The sequence below is a fragment of the Bacillus sp. FSL M8-0071 genome, assembly GCF_037975455.1.
In the GTDB taxonomy this organism is placed as follows: domain Bacteria; phylum Bacillota; class Bacilli; order Bacillales; family Bacillaceae; genus Bacillus; species Bacillus subtilis.
This window is the reverse complement of sequence record NZ_CP150256.1, coordinates 3250057-3274186: the sequence shown is the minus strand read 5'-3', so window position 1 is coordinate 3274186 and position 24130 is coordinate 3250057. Positions and strand designations below refer to the sequence as shown.

Genomic DNA, 24130 nt, shown 5'->3' with positions numbered 1-24130 from the left:
GAAGAAAGGAGGCGGACACCAGGAATGACAAAAAAACAGCTTCTCGGATTGATCATTGCTTTATTCGGCATCAGTATGTTTTTGCAAATTATCGGAATAGGCGATCTGCTGTTTTGGCCGCTCTTTTTTCTGATTGCCGGCTATTTCCTTAAAAAATATTCCCGTGATTGGCTTGGCTCCGTCATGTATATCTTTGCCGCGTTTCTATTTTTGAAAAACCTCTTCAGCATCACCTTTAATTTATTCGGCTATGCGTTTGCTGCATTTCTGATTTACGCCGGTTACAGGCTTATCAAAGGGAAGCCGATATTTGAACCGAATGAGAAACAGGTCAATCTCAATAAAAAAGAACATCATGATCCGCCAAAAGATGTAAAACATCCCGACATGCGCAGCTTTTTTATCGGTGAGCTGCAAATGATGAAGCAGCCGTTTGACCTGAATGATTTAAATGTCTCTGGTTTTATCGGTGATATCAAAATCGATTTATCTAAAGCGATGATTCCCGAGGGAGAAAGTACAATCGTCATTAGCGGAGTCATTGGTAACGTTGATATTTATGTACCATCGGACCTTGAAGTGGCTGTCAGCTCAGCTGTTTTTATAGGTGACATCAATCTGATCGGCTCGAAGAAAAGCGGATTAAGCACGAAGGTATATGCCGCGTCAACCGATTTCAGCGAGTCAAAGCGCCGTGTCAAAGTGTCCGTTTCCTTATTTATCGGTGATGTGGATGTGAAGTACGTATGAGAAAAAAAATGCTTGCCAGCCTCCAATGGCGCGCCATCCGCATGACAACGGGAATCAGCCTGCTCCTTTTTGCCTGCCTGATTTCCTTTATGATGTTTTACTATCGGCTCGATCCGCTTGTTTTGCTGTCATCTAGCTGGTTCGGAATTCCGTTTATCCTGATTTTGCTTCTGATCAGCGTGACCGTCGGTTTCGCCTCAGGGTATATGTACGGCAACCGGTTGAAGACAAGGATTGATACATTAATTGAATCCATTTTAACCTTTGAAAACGGCAATTTCGCTTATCGGATACCGCCGCTCGGTGATGATGAAATCGGCCTGGCTGCTGATCAGCTGAACGAAATGGCGAAGCGCGTGGAGCTTCAAGTCGCATCCCTCCAGAAACTTTCCAATGAACGTGCGGAATGGCAGGCTCAAATGAAGAAGTCGGTTATCTCAGAAGAACGCCAGCGATTGGCCAGAGATCTTCATGATGCGGTCAGCCAGCAGCTCTTTGCCATATCGATGATGACATCAGCCGTGCTGGAACATGTCAAGGATGCTGATGACAAAACAGTCAAGCGGATCAGGATGGTAGAGCATATGGCAGGCGAAGCCCAAAATGAGATGAGGGCGCTGCTGCTCCATTTACGGCCTGTTACCCTTGAAGGAAAAGGGCTGAAGGAGGGCCTTACGGAGCTTTTGGACGAGTTCCGAAAAAAGCAGCCGATTGATATTGAGTGGGATATACAGGACACAGCGATATCCAAGGGTGTTGAAGACCACTTGTTCAGAATCGTGCAGGAGGCCCTTTCAAACGTATTTAGACATTCAAAAGCGTCAAAAGTAACCGTGATTCTGGGCATAAAGAACAGCCAGCTCCGTCTGAAGGTGATTGATAATGGAAAAGGCTTCAAAATGGACCAGGTGAAAGCCTCCTCATACGGATTGAATTCTATGAAAGAACGTGCAAGTGAAATCGGCGGGGTCGCCGAAGTGATTTCAGTAGAAGGAAAAGGCACCCAAATCGAAGTGAAGGTCCCGATTTTCCCGGAAGAAAAAGGAGAGAACGAACGTGATTCGAGTATTATTGATTGATGATCATGAAATGGTCAGAATGGGGCTCGCGGCTTTTTTGGAGGCGCAGCCCGATATTGAAGTCATCGGCGAGGCATCGGACGGCAGCGAAGGTGTTCGGCTTGCTGCGGAACTGTCGCCTGATGTCATTTTAATGGACCTTGTCATGGAGGGCATGGATGGCATTGAAGCTACAAAGCAAATTTGCCGGGAGCTTTCCGACCCGAAAATTATTGTGCTCACTAGCTTCATTGATGATGACAAAGTGTACCCGGTTATTGAAGCTGGCGCGCTCAGCTATCTGTTGAAAACCTCAAAAGCGGCAGAAATCGCCGAAGCCATCCGCGCCGCAAGCAAGGGAGAGCCGAAGCTGGAGTCAAAAGTGGCGGGAAAAGTATTATCCAGGCTGCGCCACTCAGGTGAAAACGCGCTCCCTCATGAATCGCTTACGAAACGGGAGCTCGAAATACTCTGCCTGATCGCAGAAGGAAAAACAAACAAAGAAATAGGCGAGGAACTATTTATTACGGTTAAAACAGTCAAAACACATATTACCAATATTTTATCAAAGCTTGATGTCAGTGACCGGACGCAGGCGGCGGTGTACGCACACCGAAATCACCTCGTAAAATAGGGGCCGCTATTTGTTCGCGCCTTTCGTTCCGAAGTCTCTGACAACCACGTTGACCCGGTAGTCTATTTCCGCATTGCTGAAATAATCCTCATCCCATTTTCTTGAAATCTTTTTCCACTTTTGAGGATAATGAATTCTGACCTCGTTTCCCAGCCCGGTGACGTCCGCTTTGATCTCTTTCTGCAGTTTCCCTGTAATAAATGCTGTTACTGTATCGTGTACCCGTTTTTCAACTGTCTTTTCAATACTTTTGATATATGAATCCTTAAACGAATCTTCATTGGGATTCCAATCCTCAGATAGACGACCTTCAATATTTCGGGTGACGGTGAATTTGAACTTTCCGTCCTTATAGGCCGTCTTGATCTTCCGATTGCTTGAATATACTTCATAAGAAAAGAGATGGCCATCGCGCTTCAAGTCAATGATGCCTCCCTCGACAGTGCCTGAAAATAAGTTGATATTTTGAACCTCAATCGGGGTGAGGTCCCGGTGCCATAATTTATTTTTTATGATAGAGGCTCCGTTTATCGCGAGCTTGCCGTTTTCCTTACCGACATGAGGGATGAGGAATGAATCGTCAGAGGTTAAGTGTTCTGAGATCTCCCCCAATGTAACTGGCTCCATCATTCTGATCGTCACCTTATTATTCTCTGTCAGATCATATATCACGTTGGATGCAGGCTCGCCTTCATCATTCATTTTAAATATATCCTTAGTTCGGCCGTTGGTGATAAAGACGTAGGAACTCCTCCTTGTTCCGTTGTCTCTGACAAACTGGTTAATGATCGCGTCCATTCCAATTTGATCAGCGATCACGCTTTTGGAAAGCAGAATGAGACGCAAATGCTGTGAAAACGTAGGATTATGCTTTAATGCAGAGGTTCTCATCATTTGATGGACAGTTTCACCCTTTGTGATAGAAAGCTGTGTCGGATCAGATGAAGAGCCCTCCTTGGCGCTGATTTTTTTCGGCACGAGAATTTGCTGTGTCAGCTCTAAATTGTCATCGTCAGGCTTGTCTAGCCCTACTCCGATCACTAAGCTTAATTCCTCGATATTTTCACTGTCCCAGCATCCGGACAGCAATAGGGTGCATATAAACATACATAAAATCCGGATTTTCATTTTGCTGTAATCCTCCTCTTGAGAGCTACAATGAAAAAGAGAATGAACGGAAGCAGAAACAGGGAGACAAAAATATAGCCAAGATAATCGCTATACATCATGACTTGATTGGCGTCATCCGGCCAGAGAGAAAAATAAAAGACCGTTATGCCGATAATCACCATGCTTGTTTTAGTCGATAATCCAAATGTCTTCTTTAGCCCGTTAGCGGCAAAGTATCCGTAAATGACAAATGTGGTGAAAAACTGGATGATCCAGACCACCAGTAAAAACGATTCAAACCGTTCAATAAATATGCCTTTAAGCTCAAAGGACTGAAAGAGAGAAATAGTCGGCCAAATCAGCGTTTTTACCTCGGGAGCGGTCAAAGCTCCGATAACAATAATATACGTAAGGATATATAAGATAATCGGAATCAGAAATCCTAGAGACGCATATCTGAACGTGTATTTCTTTTTCTTCATATGTTCAGGAAGAAACAGCATCACTTCCATTCCTAAAAAAGAGATGGAAACGACGGTAAGGGAGTTTGCAATGGGTCCAAGGCCTTCGCCTAAAACAGGACGCAAATTATTGATATCAAAAATTTTAAAACTGATCCCGAACACAACCAGCAAAATAATAATGGTTACCGTTAAATAAAAGGGAAACAGCCGCGACACATCACTTAAGCCCCCAACGATTAAATAAATACCGCAGCAAATAAACGTTAAAATAATGACTTGAATTGGGGTTCTCTCCAACAGGAAAAACTTCACCATTTCAGCCATTGCCCGGGTCTCGAAGCTGGCTACGCCGAGGAAATAGCCGCAGATCAAAAGGCCGATGATGCTGCCGATCCATTTTCCAAGCCCTTCCTTCAAATATTCAAAGAGTGAAGGGTATTGATGTTTTTTCTGAATGAGCGTGTTTAAATAAATGAAGAAAATAAAAATGAAACCTTCTAATATCAGCGTGATCCAGCCGTCAGGCGTATTAGCCTTAGTGGTCAGCGCTCGCGGCAATGTTAAAAGTCCGGCCCCAAGCATTGTATTTGCAACAATAGAAATACCTTGAAAGGTATTAAGTTTCAGTGGAGTCTGTTTTTGGCTCATTTGGATTATTCGCCTCTTTTGGTTTGTTTTTAATTGGGAGACGGATAATGGAGTCATCCGTATTTTTCAGGCTAAAGAATCCGTTTGGCGAAAAATACGGAGACCCAAAGCTCGTTTGTCTCGTTAAGTGCGTATAAACGACAAGCATAAATAAAATAATGCCGTATAGTCCTAAAATAGCGGCGGAAAACATCGAAATAAAACGCAGCACCCGGAAAGACAGACCCATTCCGTATTGAGGAACAGTAAAGGATGCCAGGGCAATGACACTGACGACAATGACCATAATCGAACTGACGAGATTCGCTTCTACAGCAGCCTGTCCGATGACTACGCCCCCAACGAGGCCGATCGTCTGTCCGAGCGGATTGGGGAGTCGCAGTCCGGCTTCCCTTAGCAGCTCGATGGTTACTTCCATCAGCAGGGCTTCAAATATCGGAGGGAACGGCACGTTTTCCCTGTTCGCCGAAATCGTGACGGCGAGTGCGGTCGGCAGCAGCCCCTGATGGAAGGAAACAAGTGCTATATAAATCGATGACAAAAACAAGGTGATAAAGATAGAAGCAAAGCGCAGCGACCGGATAAGAGATGCTGAAATCCAGCGTTCATAGTAGTCATCCGGGGATTGCATCAGGATGCCGAGAGAAACCGGCACCAGCAGCACAAATGGTGAACTGTCGACCAAAATTGCCACACGGCCGTTAAACAGGGCTGAAGATACTTTGTCAGGTCTTTCCGTATTTTGTATCTGCGGAAATGGTGAATATTTATTATCTTCAATGAGCTCCTCGAGCGTTCCGCTGTCCTGGATATCTTCCAGCTGGATATTTTTAAGCCGCGCCTTCACTTCTTTTATGACGGACTTTTTTGCTTTGCCTTCAATGTACATAATGGCTGCAGGCTTCAGCTTGTTTTCGCCGATCATGATTTTTTTGGTGATCAATTTCGGATGAGAGGTTCTTTGTCTGATCAGAGCGAGATTTGTATCAATATCCTCTACAAACGCTACTTTTGGGCCGCGAACCACTTTTTCAGTTGTCGGCTCTGTCAGGCTTCTTGTTTTTTTCTTTCCTGTGGTCAGAATATAGGCTTTATCCAATCCGTTGATAAACACAGCACAATTGCCGTTGAGAATCGATTCAATCGTTTTTTTTGCAGTTTCAACAGGTCTTGCGTCAAGCTGGTCAAGGCGTTTTTTGACCTGGTCAAGCGTTAAGGTCTCCTCATCTTTAATCAAAGTTTTAATGGCTTCTGACACCTTATTCTCATCAGTCATTTCACTGAAATAGAGATAGTAAAAAACCAGTCCGTTCGCAAGCATTTTTTTGTTTTTCACCAGATCATCGTTTTCTTTTAATTTTGGCAGCACCAATGCTAAATTATCGTGTATATATTCCTTAAACTCTGTTTGTTCCAATGAGGTCACCTCTTATCCAAAACCTTAGTAGAGGTTATCTTTTCCTGTTAAAAAAATGATATACTGTGTTAGAGTATTTCATGGAGTAAGTTTTTTTATGAAAGCGGAGGATACGAAGTGGCACAGGTAAGGCTAGCTGGAAAACAAGAAGAAATTGAACAGCTCATTAGATCATTTGAACAGCATTATGATGTCTCTTATACATCAAAGGAGTACGGCAGGACAAATCCAAAATACAAATATTCAAAGGATTCCCGCGTATATCTTGAATTAAAATTAAAATCTGCCAAGATCGAAAAATAAAAAGGATTTTTTGTGTCATTGGCGAATTATGATCTATTGAAGCAACCGTTATGGAGGGATACATAAATGGAATACAGAATTGAACGAGACACCATGGGAGAAGTAAAAGTTCCTGCTGATAAATTTTGGGGCGCCCAAACACAGCGAAGCAAGGAGAACTTTAAGATCGGTTCTGAAAAAATGCCGATGCGTGTTGTGAAGGCGTTTGCAATTTTAAAACGAAGCACTGCTCTAGCTAATAAACGCCTCGGCAATCTGGACGCTGAAAAAGCAGAAGCGATTGCAGCGGTTTGTGATGATGTGCTCAAAGGCAAGTACGATGACAACTTCCCGCTTGTCGTATGGCAGACCGGAAGCGGCACACAAAGCAATATGAACATGAACGAAGTGGTAGCCAACCGTGCGACTGCTTTATTAAAAGAGAAGAACTCTGATCAAACGATTCATCCAAATGATGACGTGAACCGAAGCCAAAGCTCAAACGACACATTCCCGACTGCGATGCATGTTGCCGCTGTTTTGGCTGTTTACGAGCAGCTTGTGCCGGCGCTTGATCAGCTTCGCAATACACTGGATGAAAAAGCAAAAGCATACAATGATATTGTCAAAATCGGACGCACGCATCTTCAGGATGCTACGCCACTGACCCTCGGACAGGAAATCAGCGGATGGGTTCACATGCTGGACCGTTCGAAGGAAATGATTTTGGAAGCGACAGATAAAATGCGTGCGCTTGCAATTGGTGGAACGGCTGTCGGAACGGGTATCAACGCCCACCCAGAGTTTGGAGAGCTTGTCTCAGAAGAGATCACTAAGCTGACCGGCCAAACGTTCAGCAGCTCGCCGAATAAATTCCACGCGCTGACAAGCCATGACGAAATCACTTATGCGCATGGCGCATTAAAAGCGCTTGCGGCTGACTTAATGAAAATCGCGAACGATGTCAGATGGCTCGCAAGCGGACCCCGCTGCGGCATCGGGGAGATCGTCATTCCTGAAAATGAGCCGGGAAGCTCTATTATGCCTGGTAAAGTCAACCCGACACAAAGCGAAGCGTTAACAATGATCGCAGCGCAAATCATGGGGAACGATGCGACAATCGGCTTTGCGGCGAGTCAGGGGAACTTTGAACTGAACGTGTTTAAGCCTGTTATTATTTACAACTTCCTGCAATCTGTGCAGCTGCTCAGTGACGGCATGAATTCATTCCATGATAAATGTGCTGTCGGTATTGAGCCTAATAAAGAAACCATTCAGGAAAACCTGTCAAATTCATTAATGCTTGTTACGGCGCTGAACCCGCATATCGGTTATGAAAACGCGGCGAAAATCGCCAAGCTTGCCCATAAAGAGGGATTGACGCTCAAAGAAGCAGCTTTGAAGCTTGAATTGCTGACAGAGGAGCAATTTAACGAAATGGTTAAGCCGGAAGACATGGTAAAACCAAAGGCGTAATAGGAAGAACGGCTGCTTTTTAAGCAGCCGTTCTTCTAAATATGTTGCTGTTTTAATAAATATTTAAGCTGTTCCGCATCTTTGGCGAGAGCTTCAGACTCCGTCAGATTATGAATCATTCCTTTTATGATCGCCAGCTTCGGTGTTTTTTTCTTCATTTCTGCTTCAAGTATGTCCAAGCTCTCCGATAATTCAAGAGAGGAGTTTGTGTTTAAGCTGTTAATTTTGTCACGTAGGCTTTTCACAATTGATTCAGTCAGCGGGTCAGGCCGTCCGTGCGTAAGAGGTCCGAATAAAGAGCTCGCCTCTTCCAATGTGATGAAAGGCTTATCGTTTCGTTCAGACATGCCTTTTACCATATCATCAATTCGATTCATAATGATATCAGCTAATTGAGACGGCTTCACAGTGTACCCGAGCAAAATCATGCATTCCAGGTAAATCTGGCTGATGCCCTCTATTAAAAAACAAAGCTCAGCAGTGTAGGGTTCCGCTTTTTTTCCATAGATGTTCAGCAGGCTGTCGATATGAAATTGAAGTGAGGACTGGCGGATTTTTTTTGCGCATTGCTCCACTTCTTCTGTGTAAGGCAGAGAACCCTCCTTCAACTGCATGCTGATAAAATCTTTGTGTTCAAGAATGTTTTCATAGAGGACGGTCAGCTGTTTACGGTAAGCCGTTCTGGGGCTGTCGCCCTTCGTTTTAATATTTAAAATTCGGGTAAACGTTTTATCATAATAGTAGTTCAGCATAGAGAGAAGAAGCGCTTCTTTCGAAGGAAAATAAATATAAAAAGCGCCTTTAGATATTTTGCATTCTTTTGCGATTTCCTGGACTGATGTTGAGTTGTATCCTTTTTGGGCAAATAGTTTTAAGGCTGTTTCAATAATCAGTTTTTCTTTTTCCTTCAATGGTTCCACCCTTTCGGAGCCCGGAGGCCTGCTAGGATATGACCATATAGTCACACCGTCTGTTATAAAATTAACCTTATTGTAACTTGTTTTTTTATCATGTATTATTTATATTATAAATTGAGATGACCGAATGGTCAAAGCTCAAGCGAAAGGGTGAATCTAGAATGAGAGAATTGGACGAAATGATCAGCCGCTTGCGAAACAGAGGAATCAAAGTGGAGAAAGTCAAATATCCGAAGCAGACCTTGTCAGAGAAAAAATGGGTTCATCAATGCAAACAGCCGCTCAAAACAAATTACAGAGATTTTAACGGCTATTCTTTCACATAAAAAAATAGACTGCAAAACATCTACAGTCTATTTTGGCACTGCTATGCGGTATGTTACACCCGTTTTGTCATTTTCAATTGAGATAGATGCCTTATGAAGAGTTAAAATTCGTTTTACGATGCTTAGACCAATGCCGAATTCGCCTTTCTTCCCTTTATTAAAAGGCTCATAGAGGCTGGAGAGCATCTCATCTTCAATATGCGGACCGTCATTTTTAATGGTGATCACGATATTTCGATCATCTTGTTTCATGCTGATTTCTATTTTTGTCTCAGCATAGCGGATTTGATTTTCCAAAATGTTTTCGAGGAGTTTGTTCCATTGCTCCGGATCGCCCGGCATCAAAATATCCTCTTCTACATCAATTTCCCACGATAGTTCTTTCCGCGCCCACTTCAATCGTTCGATGACTTCTTCTGTCACTTCCACAATACTGAACATGTCGTGCTGCACTTTTTGCTTCGCTAAATAATCCAGCTTCGTTAAATATAATAAATCCTTTATTTTTTTCTCCAGCTTAAGAGCTTCGCATTCAATAACATCTACAGTGTTTTCAAGGTCTCCTTTAGGAAAAATCCCGTCTTTAATTGATTGTGTATAGCCTCTGATGACCATGACCGGCGTTTTTAAATCATGAGAGATATTTTGCAATAGAGTTCTTTCTGTTTCATCCTTTTGCACAAGCTTTTGGCGCATCTCTTCGATGGTATGGCCCAATTTGCCGATTTCATCTTTCCGGTCCACTTTTACTGGGTCATCCCAATCCTGTTCAGAAATCCGTTTGACGTGTTTTTCAAATGATACAAGAGGCCTTGATAAATACTTTGCAAGCCAAATAGCCGGAATCCAGCTTAATAAAATGACGACAGCTATAATAAACAGAAGCTGTTTGAACAAGGTATAGGCCAAATCGTCCCGATAAGAATCAAGCGCGTAAGAGAGCATCATCGCTGATTGTCCATTGACTGAAAGTCCCTTTTTAATGACAAAAAACACTTTCTCTCCATTGACGTCGGCGCTGTAACGTTTCTTTTTAGCTTCCTGCTTATCAGCCAGCTTGTACACCTTGTGGATAAATGAAGATGACAGAATGCTTAAATCCTTGTCTGAAGAAGCCTCTTCATTTTCAGGAAGGAGCACGTGCTGTACGGAGCGGACAGTTGTCGGCGCCGTCGCCTCCTCGCTGTAATAGCGCCTTTCAATCGAACCTGGCAGGCGGTACTCTGTCAGAACATGCTGCTCATTTTCAATCATCGTATACGTTTCATTAGTGAAAAAATCACGCAGCGTGTTTGAAAATAACACAAGCAGTAAAATCGATATCGCTAACAGGATGCCGGATATGACAACCCATATCTGAAACGCGAGCGGCTTGTTTTTCATGATGACATCATCCTGTAGCCGAAACCGTAAATCGTCTCCACCCTCAATTCAGGCATCTTTCTGCGCAGTCTCCGGACGAGATCATCAACTACCCGGTCTGTTCCGAAGTAGTCATGTCCCCACACTTTTAGGAGGATATCCTCACGAGAGTATGGATGCCCTTTATGATGGATAAATAATAGCAGCAGATCAAATTCCTTTGACGTCAAATTGATGATATTCCCGTTTTCGTCATAGACCTCGCGGGCGTCTTCAGCGACCCAGTACGAGGAGACGGCAATTTCATTTTTTTGGACAGGAGGAGCTTCCTTATATACGAGCTGCAGCAGCTTTTGCACACGGATAATCAGCTCCCGCGGCAGAAACGGCTTTGAAATGTAGTCATTGCTGCCAAGCTCTAAGCCAAGCACTCTGTCAATATCCGCATCTCGGGCGGAAATAAAAATGACCGGCACGTCAGGATCTTTCGCCTTGATTTCTTTTATTAATGTATAGCCGTCGGTATCCGGCAGCATGATATCGAGAATCCATAGGTGGGGAGACGGTGTCATTTTCTTTCTGGCGTCTTCACCTTTCGTAAAAGATGTAATGTTCCAGCCCTCATTCTCTAAATACTTCGTCAGCAGTTCATTCAGGTTATCCTCATCTTCAACTAGATAAATGGTGTATGACAAGGCTCTTCACATCCTTTCAACGTCATTATAAACTAGTTTTAACATACGGCAGGCAATTTTCATAATTTCACATATTCTTTTCATTTTTATCCCACAATGTTTGTTTATGATATGGTTAAGGGAAGAAAGGAAGAGAAAAAGAGCGAGGAAGATGTAGGATGATCAAACATATTCTATTTTGGTGCTTTGCTTTTCTCCTCATTATTGGGACAATTGAACTTGTACATGCGATGAATATGTAACGATAAATGAATAACCGTTAAAGGAGTGTAAGAACATGGATTATCGACGTGATGGCCAAAACGATCAACATCAAACTGAACCTTCACATACAGAACAGCAGAATACAGAAAACCAGAAGCTGATTGGACATTCTGAACAAGAATTGCTTGACGCGCCTGTGTCGTATGAAGCGGGACGGCAGGAAACGGCTTCTGCTTTAGAAATGGAAAAGCAAGAAACGGCTGTGAAAAAAGAAAAGAAACGGAGAGCCGCATGGCTGAGCCCGATTTTAGGCGGTATTATCGGCGGGGGCCTCATGCTTGGCATCGCGCCTTATCTGCCGTCAGACCAAAATCAGGCGACCGAGACCGCTTCCGCAAATAAACAGGTGCAGTCTGATAATTTTACAACGGCGCCGATAACGAACGCATCAAACATCGCTGATATGGTAGAGGATTTAGAGCCTACGATTGTCGGAATCTCAAATATCCAAACCTCTCAAAATAACACATTCGGCACAGGAGGAGGCTCCAGCTCAGAAAGTGAAAGCGGAACCGGGTCAGGTGTTATTTTCAAAAAAGACAGCAATAAAGCGTATATCATTACAAACAACCATGTCGTTGAAGGCGCGAACAAGCTGACTGTTACGCTATACAACGGAGAAACGGAAACTGCCAAGCTTGTCGGCAGCGATACCATTACTGATTTGGCAGTTTTGGAAATCAGCAGCAAGAACGTCAAAAAAGTGGCGAGCTTTGGTGATTCTTCACAGCTGCGCACTGGCGAAAAGGTAATCGCTATCGGTAACCCGCTCGGACAGCAGTTTTCCGGTACGGTGACACAAGGCATCATTAGCGGATTGAACCGGACAATTGATGTGGATACAACACAAGGGACGGTGGAAATGAACGTGCTGCAAACTGATGCAGCGATCAATCCGGGGAACAGCGGAGGCCCATTAATCAATGCAAGCGGCCAGGTCATCGGCATCAACAGTTTGAAGGTGAGCGAAAGCGGCGTGGAATCACTTGGATTTGCGATCCCAAGCAATGATGTCGAGCCGATTGTTGACCAGCTGCTGCAAAACGGGAAGGTGGACCGTCCGTTTTTAGGCGTGCAGATGATTGACATGTCACAAGTTCCTGAAACCTATCAGGAAAATACGCTCGGTCTGTTTGGAGATCAATTGGGCAAAGGTGTTTATGTAAAAGAAGTTCAAGCAAATTCGCCGGCAGAAAAAGCAGGTATTAAATCTGAGGATGTCATTGTCAAACTAAACGGTAAAGACGTGGAAAGCAGTGCGGATATCCGTCAGATCCTTTACAAAGACTTAAAAGTCGGAGATAAAACAACAATCCAAGTGCTGCGAAAGGGAAAAACGAAAACGTTGAACGCAACACTGACCAAGCAGACAGAAAGCAGTTCAAGCTAAGAAAAAAACAAAAAGCTGAACCCAAATAGGGTTCAGCTTTTTTTATCCTAAATAAGAGGAAAGCATCCACACTTGTTTTTCAACTTCTTCAATTAATCCGACAAACAAGTCCGCTGTCGCATTGTCTTGATTTTCTTCAGCCAGGCCGATCACGAATTTAGATTCGCTGCTGATTTGTTTGTAGTCGTTTACCAATGCTTGTACCATTTCTGATGCTGATGTTTCGTTTCCGCCGTCTGTGATAGATGCATGCTCAGTGTATTCTTTCACTGTGGCAACAGGCTGTCCGCCAATCGCCAGCAGGCGCTCAGCGATGGTATCCACTGTTTCAGCCGCATGGTCATAAAGTTCTTCAAATTTCTCGTGCAATGTAAAGAAATGAGGCCCTTTCACATACCAATGGAAACGGTGGAGCTTAGAGTATAAAAGAAACCAGTTTGATAATTGTGTGTTCAGTGAATTCTCAACTAATGTTTGATTTGTTTTTGCGTTTTCAGTTTTCATAAGATAACGTCCTCCTTGTGATCTGTTGACTTAATTATATCATATACTAAATAAAAATCAATACTAAATTATAATAATTATAATTTAGATCAGCTGAATAGCTTTTTCTTCAGGATAGACTCCCACGCAGACCAAGGAAAAAGCGATCGGAACAGCAGGGTGAGCTTGATGCCCTTTCCGATCGGGTATCGCAATTTCTTGATATGCTGTTTTGTTGCCAATTGATAAATGAGGTCGGCAACCTCTTGGGGATCTCCGCTTTCTTCTCCGTTTTTTTCAACGTAGGAAAGGATCTTTTTATAGTATTGATGATAGGCTGAATCGTCAGCAGGCACCGACATAAAATTTGATAATGACGTTGACCAGATCGATGTCTTGTATGAGCCCGGCTCGATCAAAGCGGTTTCGATACCGAACGGAAGCAGCTCGATACGCAGGCTTTCAGAAAAACCTTCCAATGCATGCTTGGAAGAAACATATGGCGACAGCGCTGGGAATCCGGTCAGTCCGCTGATGCTGCTCACGTTTATAATCTTTGCGCCGCCATGCTTTCTTATGTAAGGGAGAACGGTTTTTGTCACATGGATCACACCGAAGACATTCGTTTCAAATTGTTCTCTGAAATGTTCCATCGGCACATCCTCGATAAATCCTCCATAAGCCGTTCCGGCGTTGTTAACGAGTAAGTCGATCGGGGCGTAAGCACTAATGGCTTTTCCGAATGAGACTATAGATTGTTCATCGGTGACATCGAGAGCTGTAATGTGAATAGAATCAGACACATTGTGTGCTGCAGCCAATTCCCGAAGCTGTTCCGCTTTTTCAGGCTGTCTTGATGTGGCTATCACGAAAAATGATCGGGCAAGCTTTACAGCTGCCAGCAGACCGAAGCCGCTGGACGCTCCCGTTACGATGGCTATTTTTTTATTCATCCTATACCTCCTATTAAACGGCTACAGCTATTGTACTATCCTGAACAGGAGATGACGCCTGTAAAAAGAAATTTTTATACAACAATTCAGAATTGTTCTATAATAGAACGAAAGAAGGAAAGGGGTTTTGTGATATGGCGCTGCAAGGGGTAGGCCAAAGATGGGATCTTGATTCATTTTTTAAGGGCGGGAGCCAATCGGAAGAATTCAAAGGTTATATTGAGAAGCTGTCACAAAGTCTGCGTGCATTTCAAGACAGGACTGATGCGTTTCAGGTGCCTGAATCGCCTGAAGAGGCTGAAGGGCTGACCGCGTTGCTTGATTTATTCGAACAGACATCCGTCAAGCTTCAGCAGGCCGGCGCGTTTGTTGCCTGTCTTCAGGCCCAGAATATCAATGATCAAAAGGCTATAGAGCATCAGGCACTCATGAACCGGCTTTCCGCAGATTTTCAATCGTCGCTCGTTACATTAGATCATAAACTTGTGGACATTGATCAAGAAGTGTGGAATAGGTTGTTAACAAAACCGGGATTGCGCGATGTTTCTTACATATTAAATGAAAGAAGACAGAGGGTTGCCGAAAAGCTTAGCCCCGGTAAAGAAAAACTGATCGGGAACCTTGCGGTGGACGGATATCACGCTTGGAGTGACTTATACAATATGATTGTCGGGAAAATGACGATCCCGTATGAGGAAAACGGTGAAAACAAGCAATTGTCTGTCGGTCAGGCGGAGAATATGATGGACCATCAAGACCGTACTGTCAGAAAAACAGTATATGAACGTTTCCGCCAAGCTTGGGAGAGTAAGCAGGATATTTTCAGCAGCACGCTGAATCATTTGGCGGGATTCCGGCTTGAAACCTATAAAGCGCGCGGTTGGGAGAATGTCCTGAAGGAACCGCTGCAAATTAACAGGATGAAAAAAGAAACACTTGATACGATGTGGCAGGTCATCACTGAAAACAAGAAGCCGTTCGTTCAGTTTTTGAACCGGAAAGCATCCATGCTCGGCCTTGAAAAACTCAGCTGGTACGATGTTGAGGCACCGATCGGTTCTGACGGAAAGGTCTATTCGTATGATGAAGCCGCAAATATCATTACCAGCCAGTTTTCAACGTTTGGCAAAAAACTGTCCTCATTCACTGAAAAAGCGTTTCGGGACGGCTGGATTGAGGCGGAAGACAGGAGTGGAAAAAGAGTCGGCGGCTTTTGCACCAGTTTTCCTGACAGCGGGGAATCCCGGATTTTCATGACATTTTCGGGAAGCGCCTCAAATGTCTCTACTCTTGCGCATGAACTCGGGCACGCGTTCCATCAGGAAGCAATGCTCAACGTCAGGCCGTTAAACCGTTCCTACGCCATGAACGTTGCAGAAACAGCTTCAACGTTTGCAGAGATGATAGTGGCGGACGCGACTGTCCAGCAGGCCGAGACGAGGGAAGAAAAGCTTGTTCTTCTGGAGGATAAAGTGCAAAGAAGCGTTGCGTTCTTCATGAACATTCACGCAAGATTTCTATTTGAAACGAGATTCTACGAGGAACGAAAGCGGGGAGTGGTACCGGCCAGCCGCTTGAATGAGCTGATGGAAGAGGCGCAAAGAGAGGCATACTGCAATGCGTTAGAAGAATATCATCCGCTTTTTTGGGCATCAAAGCTTCATTTTCACATCACGAGGGTGCCGTTTTACAATTTCCCTTATACATTCGGCTACCTGTTTTCTCTTGGCATTTACGCGCTGGCGCTTGAAGAAAAAAATGCATTCGAAGAGAAGTATATTGCGCTATTGCGCGATACGGCTTCTATGACAGTGGAGGATTTGGCGATGAAGCATTTGGGCGCTGACATCACAAAGCGCGATTTCTGGGAGAATGCCATCAAGCTGGCTGTGCGTGACGCCGAAACCTTTTTACAAATGACCGAATCTTAAAGAAAAAGCCGTGGCGTTAAATGCCCCGGCTTTTTCAATTCTTCTCTGAATGAGGATTTCATTCTCTGGATATACCTAAAATAAATGGAATCCTACAGGGGGGAAACATATGCATTTGATCAGAGCAGCCGGGGCTGTATGTCTCGCAGTGGTTCTGATTGCGGGCTGCCGTTTCAATGAAGACCAGCAGCAGGCAGAAGGAGAAAATACAGCCGTCACCCAGCTGAAGTCCGTTCCCTACAGTAATTTTTCGCTTCGTGTGAGCTACGGGGATGGTGAGCATAACCGTTATGAAGGAATCTATACAAAGAACGGAACTCAGGAAAAAGCGGAAATACAGGATAAGCTCTCCGGTGTCAATCAGGAGGGAGAAGAAGCATTGGATGAGATGAAAATGATTTTGAGCGAGCTTTCCGTAACAGACCAAATGGCTGAAACAGAAGTGATACACAGTGTGCTGGCAGCATTTAATCTGGACAGTCATTATGATCATATCGATTTAAAATTGAAGCTGAAGGACGGCTCCATCAGAGAAATCAAGAAGTAATCTTGTGATAAAAAACCCATAAACGTCAATTATGTCCATAAAACTAATTGAAAATGATTTTCAAAGTCAGTGTTTTCTGCTACAATGAGGGATATATGACCATATCAAATGGCTGAATATCGGAATCACTTGCATTGATGATAATTGACTTAAAAGCATGTATATAGAAAACGTGCAATACATAGTGCTGCTAAAAAGCCAGCAAAAAGGAGCGGTTATGGGTATGAGTGCAATTTCTACAGAAACGCTGAGCTTAGGATACGGGGATGCCGTTATTATTGATGAGTTGAATTTAACAATTCCCAAAGGTGAAATTACCGTATTTATTGGCAGCAATGGCTGCGGAAAATCGACACTTTTACGTTCATTAGCGCGCCTGATGAAGCCGAGAGGCGGTTCAGTGCTGCTGGAAGGAAGAGCGATTGCCAAGCTTCCGACGAAGGAAGTCGCAAAAGAGCTCGCAATCCTGCCCCAAGGTCCTTCGGCTCCTGAGGGGCTGACGGTGCATCAGCTGGTGAAGCAAGGAAGATATCCTTACCAAAACTGGCTGAAGCAGTGGTCAAAAGAGGATGAGGAAGCAGTTGAAAGAGCGCTTAAAGCAACAAAGCTTGAGGACATGGCTGACCGCGCCGTTGATTCTTTGTCAGGCGGACAGCGCCAGCGGGCTTGGATTGCGATGACGCTTGCCCAGGAAACGGATATCATCCTTCTTGACGAGCCGACGACGTATTTAGACATGACGCATCAAATTGAAATTCTTGATTTGCTGTTTGAGCTGAATGAAAAGGAAGGCCGGACGATTGTTATGGTTCTCCATGACTTAAACTTGGCGTGCCGCTATGCGCATCATCTTGTGGCCATAAAAGATAAACGGATTTATGCAGAAGGCCGTCCGGAAGAGGTCATCACTTGTGATCTTGTGCAAAATGTGTTTTCTATGAACTGTCAGGTTACACAGGACCCGCTCTTCGGAACGCCTCTTTGCATTCCTCATGGCAGGGGCAGATGCATTGTCCAGGAAGCGGCTTTCACATCACATGGATAAATAACGCAGCGAAGGAGCTTTCAATTGAGAAAGCTCCTTGCTGTTTTTTCGAAAGGAAGATGGAAAATGGAACAAAAACTTCAGGAGCAGCTGGATGGATTGCTGGAGAAGTATACTGAGCTTCTGCTTGGTGAAACAAACGATGAGCTAAAAGAAGAAGTGAAGCAATGGATTTTGTACACCCATATAGCCAAAAGCATGCCTCCGCTCGCTAAGCATTGGAATGCGACATACCCTGATGCAAAGCAGGGCATTAAAGAGATCATTCAGCATATTAAGGAATTAAATGAAGCGCATCGAAACAAACAATAGCCAAAAAGCAGTCTGTTCATTATAGCAGACTGCTTTTTTGTGATTCAGCCGTTTTATCTGGCGTAAAGGAATCCATAAAGGTTCTCAGCGCGCTGCTGATAAATGAATCTTTTCGAACAATAAATTCTGTTTTCATCTGGCTGAGAGCTTCAGGCAGCGGGTACAATCGAATTGATCCTTCTGCTTCATGTTTCTGCACAACCGTTCTTGGCAGCAACGAGATGCCAAGACCTGCTGTAACCCCGCCGATAATTGCTTCAAGTGTCCCAAATTCCATAATGACCGGCTGTGTGACACCGACGGAACGCAGCCATTTTTCAAGTGTTTCTCGATACGAACAGCCTGTGCTGTAAACGAGAATCGGCTTTGTGATGGCTTCCTCAACATCGGGCACGGAGGCAGCCGAAACAACTACTGGTTCTTCCTCAAACGCAGGATAGGATTCGAGCTCAGGATGATGGCATTCGCATCCGATAAACGCGCCATCCAATTCATAACGAAGAACTTTATCAAGGAGAAATTGCGTATGTCCTGTTGTTAAAGACAGCTGGACGTTTGGATGTTCTTCATAATAAGATGCCAGGAGCTTTGGAAGCCTTACCGCGGCGGTTGTCTGAGTGGAGCCGATCATAAGCGGCCCGCTTGGTTCTGCGGAGGATGAGAGCGCTTTAGACGCTTCATCAAGCAGGCCGATAATTTTATTTGCGTAGTCCAGCAGCAATTTTCCGCTTGCAGAAAGTGTCATGCCCCGATTATGGCGCAAAAACAGTGTGGTACCCAGCTCAGCTTCCAATTGCTGAATTCTGGCCGTGACATTCGATTGTACATAGCCAAGCTGCAAGGCTGCTTTCGTAATGGTCCCTTCACGGGCTACCATTTGAAACACACGTAAATCTCCGCTTTCCATTTTAAACTCCTCCGTTCGTTTGCTATCAATATGAGTGATATCTAGTATCTTTAACAATCATTATACGCAACATCAAAGCTGGATTACAATGGAATCAGAAATATACTTTAGTCAACAGCAAGGAGTGGCGGCAATGAATGTCTTGAACAAAATAGCTCTCGTAACGGGGGGCGGCACAGGAATCGGAAAAGCAGCCAGTATGGAATTGGCAAAGCGCGGGGCGATTGTGGCGGTGAATTATTCGCGCTCGCAATCAGAAGCGGAGGAAACAGTGGAAAAGATTCAAAAAGCTGGCGGGCAAGCCTTCGCCATCCAAGCAGATGTATCCAAAAACAGCGACGTGCAGGATATGATTCAAGCAATCGTGAACACACACGGAACGGTTGATATTTTAGTCAACAATGCCAGCATTACACGGCATATTCCAATGGATAATCTTGAGGCTGCGACAGAAGACATATGGGATGAGCTGTATGCCGTCAATGTGAAAGGGATGTTTTTCTGCGCGCGGGCAGTGGTTACGTTCATGAAGAAAAGCAAGGCCGGGGCGATCGTAAACGTCGGCAGCATCGCAGGGATAACTGGTGCCGGCTCATCTATGCCTTATGCAGTATCAAAATCGGCGGTGCACGGTTTAACGAAATCATTGGCCCACGCCTTAGCACCTGAAATCAGAGTGAGCGGTGTAGCACCAGGAGCTGTGGCAACGAGATGGTGGGCCGGCCGGGAAGAAAAAATGAAAAGCATGATCGGCTCTTTGCCGCTGCAGTGTATTGCTGAACCAGATGATGTTGCCAAATTGATTTGTTCACTAATTGAACAGGAATCACTCACAGGCCAAATTATCACAATTGACAGCGGACAGACGCTGTAAAGAAAGGGGTGCAGGGAGATGCCATTTGTACAGATTCATTTACGGTCGGGAAGAAGCGAAGCGTGGCTTCAAAAACTGAGCAGGACTGTCCACCAATCGATGATTGAAGAAATCAATGTGCCGGAAGATGACTATTTTCAAGTCATTAGACAATATGAAAAAAGCGAATTTTTTTATGATCCATTTTATCTCCAAGTCGAGCGAACTGATGGACTGATATACATTCATTTTACACTGAAACAGTCAAGAACAACCGAACAGAAAAAAGCACTATACCGCTCAATCGCGAGCCGGATTCATTCCGAGCTTGGTGTAAGAAAAGAAGATGTGTTTATCATGCTGGCCGGAAATCAGGATGAGGATTGGTCTTTCGGAAATGGAAGAGCCCAGATGATTGAATAAAAAACCCCGCGGATTGATACCCGCGGGGCGCTCTATTAATGGGAAGGTGATTCAACGGCTTTTGCCGCTTTCTCTTTTTCTTGTTGGTCTTCCGTTTTCTTATTTGATAGCTTGATAGGTTTTAAGAACAAGGTGAATACGGCTCCAACTGCGATAAAGATCAGGCCCGTATAAAACACGCTGTGGAGCGAATCCATCAACGATGTTTTTAAAATCGGCACAATATGGGATGAGAAAGCCGCAGGGATTTGTTTGACCGCGTCCGGACTGAACAGTGATTGCAGCAGCCCTTGCGGATTTGTATCAATCATACCCTTTAGCTGGGCGGCAAACGAGCTTGCCTGTGCCGGAAGAGAGTCTAAATATGGAACCAATTTATCTGTTAATAGATTTCCTGATCTCGCATTCATTACGGCTCCCAGCATGGTAATGCCGAATGTTCCGCCGATAGAACGGAAGAATTGGCTGGATGAAGTGACAACTCCCAGCTCCTCCTTCGAAAAGCTTTCCTGTAAAGCCAATGTCAGAATCGGCATAACAAGACCCATTCCCAGACCAATAATCGCCATAAAAGATGTAGCGACAAGCTTACTCGTGTCGAGATCCAAGGTCGTTAACAGCAGGAATCCGCTGGCCATAACCAGCATGCCTGCAATGATTTGCGGTTTAATCCCGATTTTATAAACAAGCTGTCCGCCGATGATACTTGTAATAATCATAGAAATCATCATCGGTGTCATAATTGTACCCGATTCAGACGCACTTACACCGACAATTCCCTGCATAAAGAAAGGAACAAACGTAATGGCGCCAAACATACCGATACTCATAAAGAAGCCGATCAAGTTTAGAAATGTAAATGTTCTGTTTTTAAATAAATACATTGGCAGGATTGGCTCTTTTGCTTTTGATTCTACGATGATAAAGCTGACAATGCCGATCAGTGCGAGAGCGAACAACCCAAGAATCTGCCATGAATCCCATGCATAATCTTTTCCGCCAAAGCTTAAGGCGAGCAGGAGGCTGACCACACCCACAATCATTGTGAAAATACCAGCGATATCGAAGTTGATCGGACCAGTCTGCTGGCGTCCCTGTAATCCTCTGGCAATAAAAATAACCGCAATAATTCCGACTGGCAGGTTAATATAGAAAACCCATTTCCAGTTTAACGAGTCTACAATCCAGCCGCCGATTTGCGGCCCAATCACTGAAGCCAGCCCGTAAATTGCGCCAAAGACACCTTGGAATTTAGCACGCTGTTTTCCTGTGAACAAGTCACCGATGACAATCATCGCCATCGGCATCATGATGCCTCCGCCGATTCCCTGCAGTCCACGGAAGATAATCAATTCCGTCATGTTGTTGGCCATTCCGCACAAAGCAGAAGCGGCCATAAAAATAATCAAACCTGATACATAGACAATGCGGCGTCCCAATAAATCAGCCAGTTTACCGGCAATTGGAACAATGGTTGTTGATGTTAACAAATATGCAGTTGTCAGCCAGGTCATCATGCTCAAACCGCCCAGATCACCGACAATTTTCGGCATGGCCGTTCCGACAATGGTACCGTCAAGGGCTGAAAAAAACATGGCAATAATTAAGCCTGTTATTAATAACGTTCGTTTTGATTGTTTGCCTTCTTTACTCATTTTCATCCGTTTCCTCTTTTCATGTTTTGCTTTTCATCCGTTTCTGCTGCTTGTGCGAGCTTTGCTGTAATATGCGCCGCCTGCAGCATTTCCTCCTCCGTCAAAAAGGAAAGGTAGCGCGCCATAATGGCTTTTCTGCCCGCCAGAACCTCCTCGAACTTTCTGTCTCCTTCGTCAGTAAGACTGAGATCAATCACTCGCCTGTCTTTTGTGTTGTGTGTTCTGGCGATAAGATTTTTTTGTTCAAGGCGATCTGCCATCAGCGTCACCGCGCTTGGCTTAACCTCCATACGCTCGGCAATTTCAGAAATTTTGAGGCTGCCGTGTTTCTTTAGGCTGGCCAGCACAAACAGCTGAGCTGGGGTGACACCTTGTTTCTCCATGCTTTCCAGCATTTCAGGCTGTATCTTTTGAAAGAGCGCCTGAAGCGATAATTGAATATCGGACATTAACTGATCCGCACTCTTCATATTCATTTCCCCTCTGTTACATACACTGTATATATATTTTAATGACAAAATAGTTAATGCTTATTAAATATAAATAAGCGTAAATGAAAAGTCAACTGATTTTACACAAAAAAAGGATAGATGCCCGAAAGAACATCGTATCCTTTTTACTAATGTTGTTATTGCTGATAAGGAGACTGCTGCTGAATGGTCTGCTGGAATTTCTGATAGGACTGCTGCAGCTTTTGTGCATCCTCCGCTTCAACAGAATACCATCCATATTGGAACATGAGATCATATAGTTTTCTTTGCGCTTTTTGTGACTCATCAAAAATGGATTGAATATCCTGATAAAGAGACTCGTGGCTGAATTCGTGCAAAGCAGTGCAATAAGCTGTTGTCATGTATTTTTCGGTTGTCAGCAATTCGTTGACGAAATCTCTGTCATTCATTTCCGATGTTGTCGGTACAGGTGTCTGCGGGTTGCTGATTTTTTGATTTTGCTGATTCATTCTGGCGCCTCCTTATTGGATGTAGCCGGACTGCTGCTGGCCTGGCTGCAGGTGCTTTAATATTCTTTGATAGTGATCATGATGCATGTGTCCGACGCGGTCGAGTTCTTGCTTTAACGTTTGATCCTGGCACTGCTGCGCCATGAAATGCGCTTTTTTCATCGCGAGCAAATTCCAGTTCAGCATGTCATTGAGATACAAATGATCCTTTGTCGAAATAACGGAAGGCGGCATTTGAGATTGCTGCTGATTATCCATTGTGATCCTCCTTTGGTTTCTGTTCATTTTATAGTTTCCTTCAGACTGGGAGTTATATACAGGGTTTTGAAGATGACGGCGGGAGGGAGTCGGATGTTGAGACATGTGTTTTTATTCTTATCTCAAAATAAAACACTTACCAAGTTCGCAAAAGCATACGGAACGCGGCTTGGAGCACGAAGGTTTGTCGCAGGGGATACGATTGAATCGGCGGTTAAGACCGTCAAAAGGCTAAACAGATCCGGTTTGTGTGCAACAATTGATTATTTAGGCGAGTATGCAGCTTCGGAAAAAGAAGCAAACCAAGTCGCAGAGGAATGCAAGAAAGCCATTCAAGCCATTGCCGAACATCAATTGGACTCAGAGCTTTCACTTAAGCTGACCTCAATCGGGCTCGATCTTTCAGAAGAACTTGCTCTTACTCATTTGCGCGCCATTCTTTCCGTTGCGAAGCAATATGATGTTGCTGTGACCATTGATATGGAAGACTATTCCCATTATGAACAGACACTTTCTATTTACAGGCAATGCAAACAGGAATTTGAGAAGCTCGGCACGGTCATTCAGGCGTATCTGTACCGGGCGGCAGAAGATATCAGAAAGATGCGGGACTTAAAGCCGAATCTCAGACTTGTAAAAGGCGCTTATAAAGAATCTGCGGCTGTAGCGTTTCCCGACAAAAGAGGAACGGACCTTCATTTTCAGAGCTTAATAAAGCTGCAGTTGTTAAGCGGGAACTACACGGCTGTCGCCACACATGACGATGACATCATAGCATTTACGAAACAGCTTGTCACCGAACATCAAATCCCCGCGTCGCAATTTGAGTTTCAAATGCTATACGGCATCAGGCCGGAGCGTCAGAAGGAACTCGCCAAGGAAGGCTACAGAATGCGTGTGTATGTCCCATATGGAACGGACTGGTTCAGCTACTTTATGAGAAGAATTGCCGAGCGGCCTGCCAATGCAGCGTTTGTGTTAAAAGGAATTTTGAAAAAGTGAAAGCAGC

General features: G+C 44.3%; 27 protein-coding genes. 14 read left to right on the top strand and 13 right to left on the bottom strand.

Annotation, left to right across the window (positions count from 1 at the left end; translation table 11 throughout):
• Positions 1 to 24 precede the first annotated feature (24 nt).
• From liaF to liaR, 3 genes are read left to right on the top strand one after another with little or no spacing between them, the layout of a single operon-like run.
• Complete coding sequence (liaF, locus tag MKX71_RS17025) at positions 25 to 750, top strand: LiaRS two-component regulatory system accessory protein LiaF (RefSeq protein WP_014480832.1); 726 nt, start codon at positions 25 to 27, stop codon at positions 748 to 750.
• Positions 747 to 1829, top strand: a complete 1083-nt coding sequence (gene liaS / locus MKX71_RS17020) for a two-component system sensor histidine kinase LiaS (protein WP_014480831.1) — start codon at positions 747 to 749, stop codon at positions 1827 to 1829. The genes liaF and liaS overlap by 4 nt, the downstream gene beginning before the upstream one ends.
• A complete protein-coding gene (gene liaR, locus MKX71_RS17015) occupies positions 1807 to 2442 on the top strand; it encodes a two-component system response regulator LiaR (protein ID WP_327847200.1) in 636 nt (211 codons plus the stop codon). The genes liaS and liaR overlap by 23 nt, the downstream gene beginning before the upstream one ends.
• A 6-nt stretch (positions 2443 to 2448) precedes the next feature.
• On the opposite strand, the gene gerAC is transcribed toward liaR, so the two are convergent.
• From gerAC to gerAA, 3 genes are read right to left on the bottom strand one after another with little or no spacing between them, the layout of a single operon-like run.
• Complete coding sequence (gene gerAC, locus MKX71_RS17010) at positions 2449 to 3570, bottom strand: spore germination receptor protein GerAC (RefSeq protein ID WP_327847201.1); 1122 nt, start codon at positions 3568 to 3570, stop codon at positions 2449 to 2451.
• Positions 3567 to 4664 carry a spore germination receptor protein GerAB gene (gene gerAB / locus MKX71_RS17005; RefSeq protein ID WP_144482812.1) on the bottom strand — a complete coding sequence of 366 codons (1098 nt, stop codon included), beginning with the start codon at positions 4662 to 4664 and terminating at the stop codon, positions 3567 to 3569. The genes gerAC and gerAB overlap by 4 nt, the downstream gene beginning before the upstream one ends.
• Complete coding sequence (gene gerAA, locus MKX71_RS17000; RefSeq protein ID WP_033884692.1) at positions 4633 to 6081, bottom strand: spore germination receptor protein GerAA; 1449 nt, start codon at positions 6079 to 6081, stop codon at positions 4633 to 4635. The genes gerAB and gerAA overlap by 32 nt, the downstream gene beginning before the upstream one ends.
• Before the next feature lie 117 nt (positions 6082 to 6198).
• On the opposite strand from gerAA, the gene MKX71_RS16995 reads away from it, so the two are divergent.
• The gene (locus MKX71_RS16995) at positions 6199 to 6384 is read left to right on the top strand and encodes a YvzF family protein (protein ID WP_003244599.1); all 186 of its coding nucleotides are present in this window, start codon (positions 6199 to 6201) and stop codon (positions 6382 to 6384) included.
• A gap of 66 nt (positions 6385 to 6450) precedes the next feature.
• Complete coding sequence (gene fumC / locus MKX71_RS16990; protein ID WP_003228523.1) at positions 6451 to 7839, top strand: class II fumarate hydratase; 1389 nt, start codon at positions 6451 to 6453, stop codon at positions 7837 to 7839.
• A 35-nt stretch (positions 7840 to 7874) separates the two neighbouring features.
• Here the strand turns inward: fumC and MKX71_RS16985 are convergent, their stop codons facing one another.
• Positions 7875 to 8750 (bottom strand): TetR/AcrR family transcriptional regulator, encoded by an 876-nt coding sequence (locus MKX71_RS16985; protein ID WP_003243192.1) that lies wholly within the window; start codon positions 8748 to 8750, stop codon positions 7875 to 7877.
• 167 nt (positions 8751 to 8917) lie between these two features.
• Here MKX71_RS16985 and spxO point away from each other — a divergent pair, with 167 nt between their 5' ends.
• The gene (spxO, locus tag MKX71_RS16980) at positions 8918 to 9082 is read left to right on the top strand and encodes an anti-adapter protein SpxO (protein ID WP_003221681.1); all 165 of its coding nucleotides are present in this window, start codon (positions 8918 to 8920) and stop codon (positions 9080 to 9082) included.
• Between the two features lie 27 nt (positions 9083 to 9109).
• On the opposite strand, the gene cssS is transcribed toward spxO, so the two are convergent.
• Together cssS and cssR are read right to left on the bottom strand one after the other, a co-directional pair.
• Positions 9110 to 10465 carry a secretion stress-responsive two-component system sensor histidine kinase CssS gene (gene cssS, locus MKX71_RS16975; RefSeq protein WP_339231368.1) on the bottom strand — a complete coding sequence of 452 codons (1356 nt, stop codon included), beginning with the start codon at positions 10463 to 10465 and terminating at the stop codon, positions 9110 to 9112.
• Complete coding sequence (gene cssR / locus MKX71_RS16970; protein ID WP_339231366.1) at positions 10462 to 11139, bottom strand: secretion stress-responsive two-component system response regulator CssR; 678 nt, start codon at positions 11137 to 11139, stop codon at positions 10462 to 10464. The genes cssS and cssR overlap by 4 nt, the downstream gene beginning before the upstream one ends.
• Before the next feature lie 277 nt (positions 11140 to 11416).
• Between cssR and htrB the strand changes: the two genes are divergently transcribed.
• Positions 11417 to 12793, top strand: coding sequence for a serine protease Do-like protein HtrB (gene htrB, locus MKX71_RS16965; protein ID WP_015251256.1), 1377 nt, complete (start codon positions 11417 to 11419; stop codon positions 12791 to 12793).
• Positions 12794 to 12835: 42 nt separating this feature from the next.
• Here htrB and mrgA read toward each other — a convergent pair whose 3' ends face one another.
• Together mrgA and MKX71_RS16955 are read right to left on the bottom strand one after the other, a co-directional pair.
• Positions 12836 to 13297, bottom strand: coding sequence for a metalloregulation DNA-binding stress protein MgrA (gene mrgA, locus MKX71_RS16960; protein WP_003228537.1), 462 nt, complete (start codon positions 13295 to 13297; stop codon positions 12836 to 12838).
• Positions 13298 to 13386: 89 nt separating this feature from the next.
• Positions 13387 to 14229 (bottom strand): oxidoreductase, encoded by an 843-nt coding sequence (locus MKX71_RS16955; protein ID WP_072173519.1) that lies wholly within the window; start codon positions 14227 to 14229, stop codon positions 13387 to 13389.
• A gap of 134 nt (positions 14230 to 14363) precedes the next feature.
• Between MKX71_RS16955 and MKX71_RS16950 the strand changes: the two genes are divergently transcribed.
• From MKX71_RS16950 to MKX71_RS16935, 4 genes are all read left to right on the top strand, one after another.
• A complete protein-coding gene (locus MKX71_RS16950; protein WP_144528830.1) occupies positions 14364 to 16160 on the top strand; it encodes a M3 family oligoendopeptidase in 1797 nt (598 codons plus the stop codon).
• A gap of 109 nt (positions 16161 to 16269) precedes the next feature.
• A complete protein-coding gene (locus tag MKX71_RS16945; protein ID WP_014477935.1) occupies positions 16270 to 16707 on the top strand; it encodes a YusW family protein in 438 nt (145 codons plus the stop codon).
• 217 nt (positions 16708 to 16924) lie between these two features.
• A complete protein-coding gene (locus MKX71_RS16940) occupies positions 16925 to 17752 on the top strand; it encodes an ABC transporter ATP-binding protein (protein WP_080265401.1) in 828 nt (275 codons plus the stop codon).
• 24 nt (positions 17753 to 17776) lie between these two features.
• The gene (locus MKX71_RS16935) at positions 17777 to 18064 is read left to right on the top strand and encodes a YusU family protein (protein ID WP_003228549.1); all 288 of its coding nucleotides are present in this window, start codon (positions 17777 to 17779) and stop codon (positions 18062 to 18064) included.
• A gap of 19 nt (positions 18065 to 18083) precedes the next feature.
• Here MKX71_RS16935 and MKX71_RS16930 read toward each other — a convergent pair whose 3' ends face one another.
• Positions 18084 to 18971, bottom strand: coding sequence for a LysR family transcriptional regulator (locus tag MKX71_RS16930; RefSeq protein WP_015714676.1), 888 nt, complete (start codon positions 18969 to 18971; stop codon positions 18084 to 18086).
• Between the two features lie 133 nt (positions 18972 to 19104).
• Between MKX71_RS16930 and MKX71_RS16925 the strand changes: the two genes are divergently transcribed.
• Together MKX71_RS16925 and MKX71_RS16920 are read left to right on the top strand one after the other, a co-directional pair.
• Positions 19105 to 19845, top strand: coding sequence for an SDR family NAD(P)-dependent oxidoreductase (locus MKX71_RS16925; RefSeq protein ID WP_339231363.1), 741 nt, complete (start codon positions 19105 to 19107; stop codon positions 19843 to 19845).
• Between the two features lie 18 nt (positions 19846 to 19863).
• On the top strand, positions 19864 to 20247 hold the full coding sequence (locus MKX71_RS16920; RefSeq protein WP_139451201.1) for a tautomerase family protein: 384 nt from the start codon (positions 19864 to 19866) through the stop codon (positions 20245 to 20247).
• A gap of 35 nt (positions 20248 to 20282) precedes the next feature.
• On the opposite strand, the gene mdtP is transcribed toward MKX71_RS16920, so the two are convergent.
• The 4 genes from mdtP to MKX71_RS16900 form a co-directional block, all read right to left on the bottom strand.
• On the bottom strand, positions 20283 to 21908 hold the full coding sequence (gene mdtP, locus MKX71_RS16915; RefSeq protein ID WP_220396428.1) for a multidrug efflux MFS transporter MdtP: 1626 nt from the start codon (positions 21906 to 21908) through the stop codon (positions 20283 to 20285).
• Entirely contained in the window at positions 21905 to 22372 is a 468-nt protein-coding gene (gene mdtR / locus MKX71_RS16910; RefSeq protein ID WP_014480800.1) for a MarR family transcriptional regulator MdtR, read from the bottom strand. Before mdtR ends, mdtP begins: the two co-directional genes overlap by 4 nt.
• Positions 22373 to 22530: 158 nt before the next feature.
• Entirely contained in the window at positions 22531 to 22863 is a 333-nt protein-coding gene (locus MKX71_RS16905) for a spore coat protein (protein WP_003222766.1), read from the bottom strand.
• A 12-nt stretch (positions 22864 to 22875) separates the two neighbouring features.
• The gene (locus MKX71_RS16900) at positions 22876 to 23121 is read right to left on the bottom strand and encodes a hypothetical protein (protein ID WP_003228567.1); all 246 of its coding nucleotides are present in this window, start codon (positions 23119 to 23121) and stop codon (positions 22876 to 22878) included.
• 93 nt (positions 23122 to 23214) lie between these two features.
• On the opposite strand from MKX71_RS16900, the gene MKX71_RS16895 reads away from it, so the two are divergent.
• Complete coding sequence (locus tag MKX71_RS16895) at positions 23215 to 24123, top strand: proline dehydrogenase (protein WP_046381311.1); 909 nt, start codon at positions 23215 to 23217, stop codon at positions 24121 to 24123.
• Positions 24124 to 24130 lie beyond the last annotated feature (7 nt).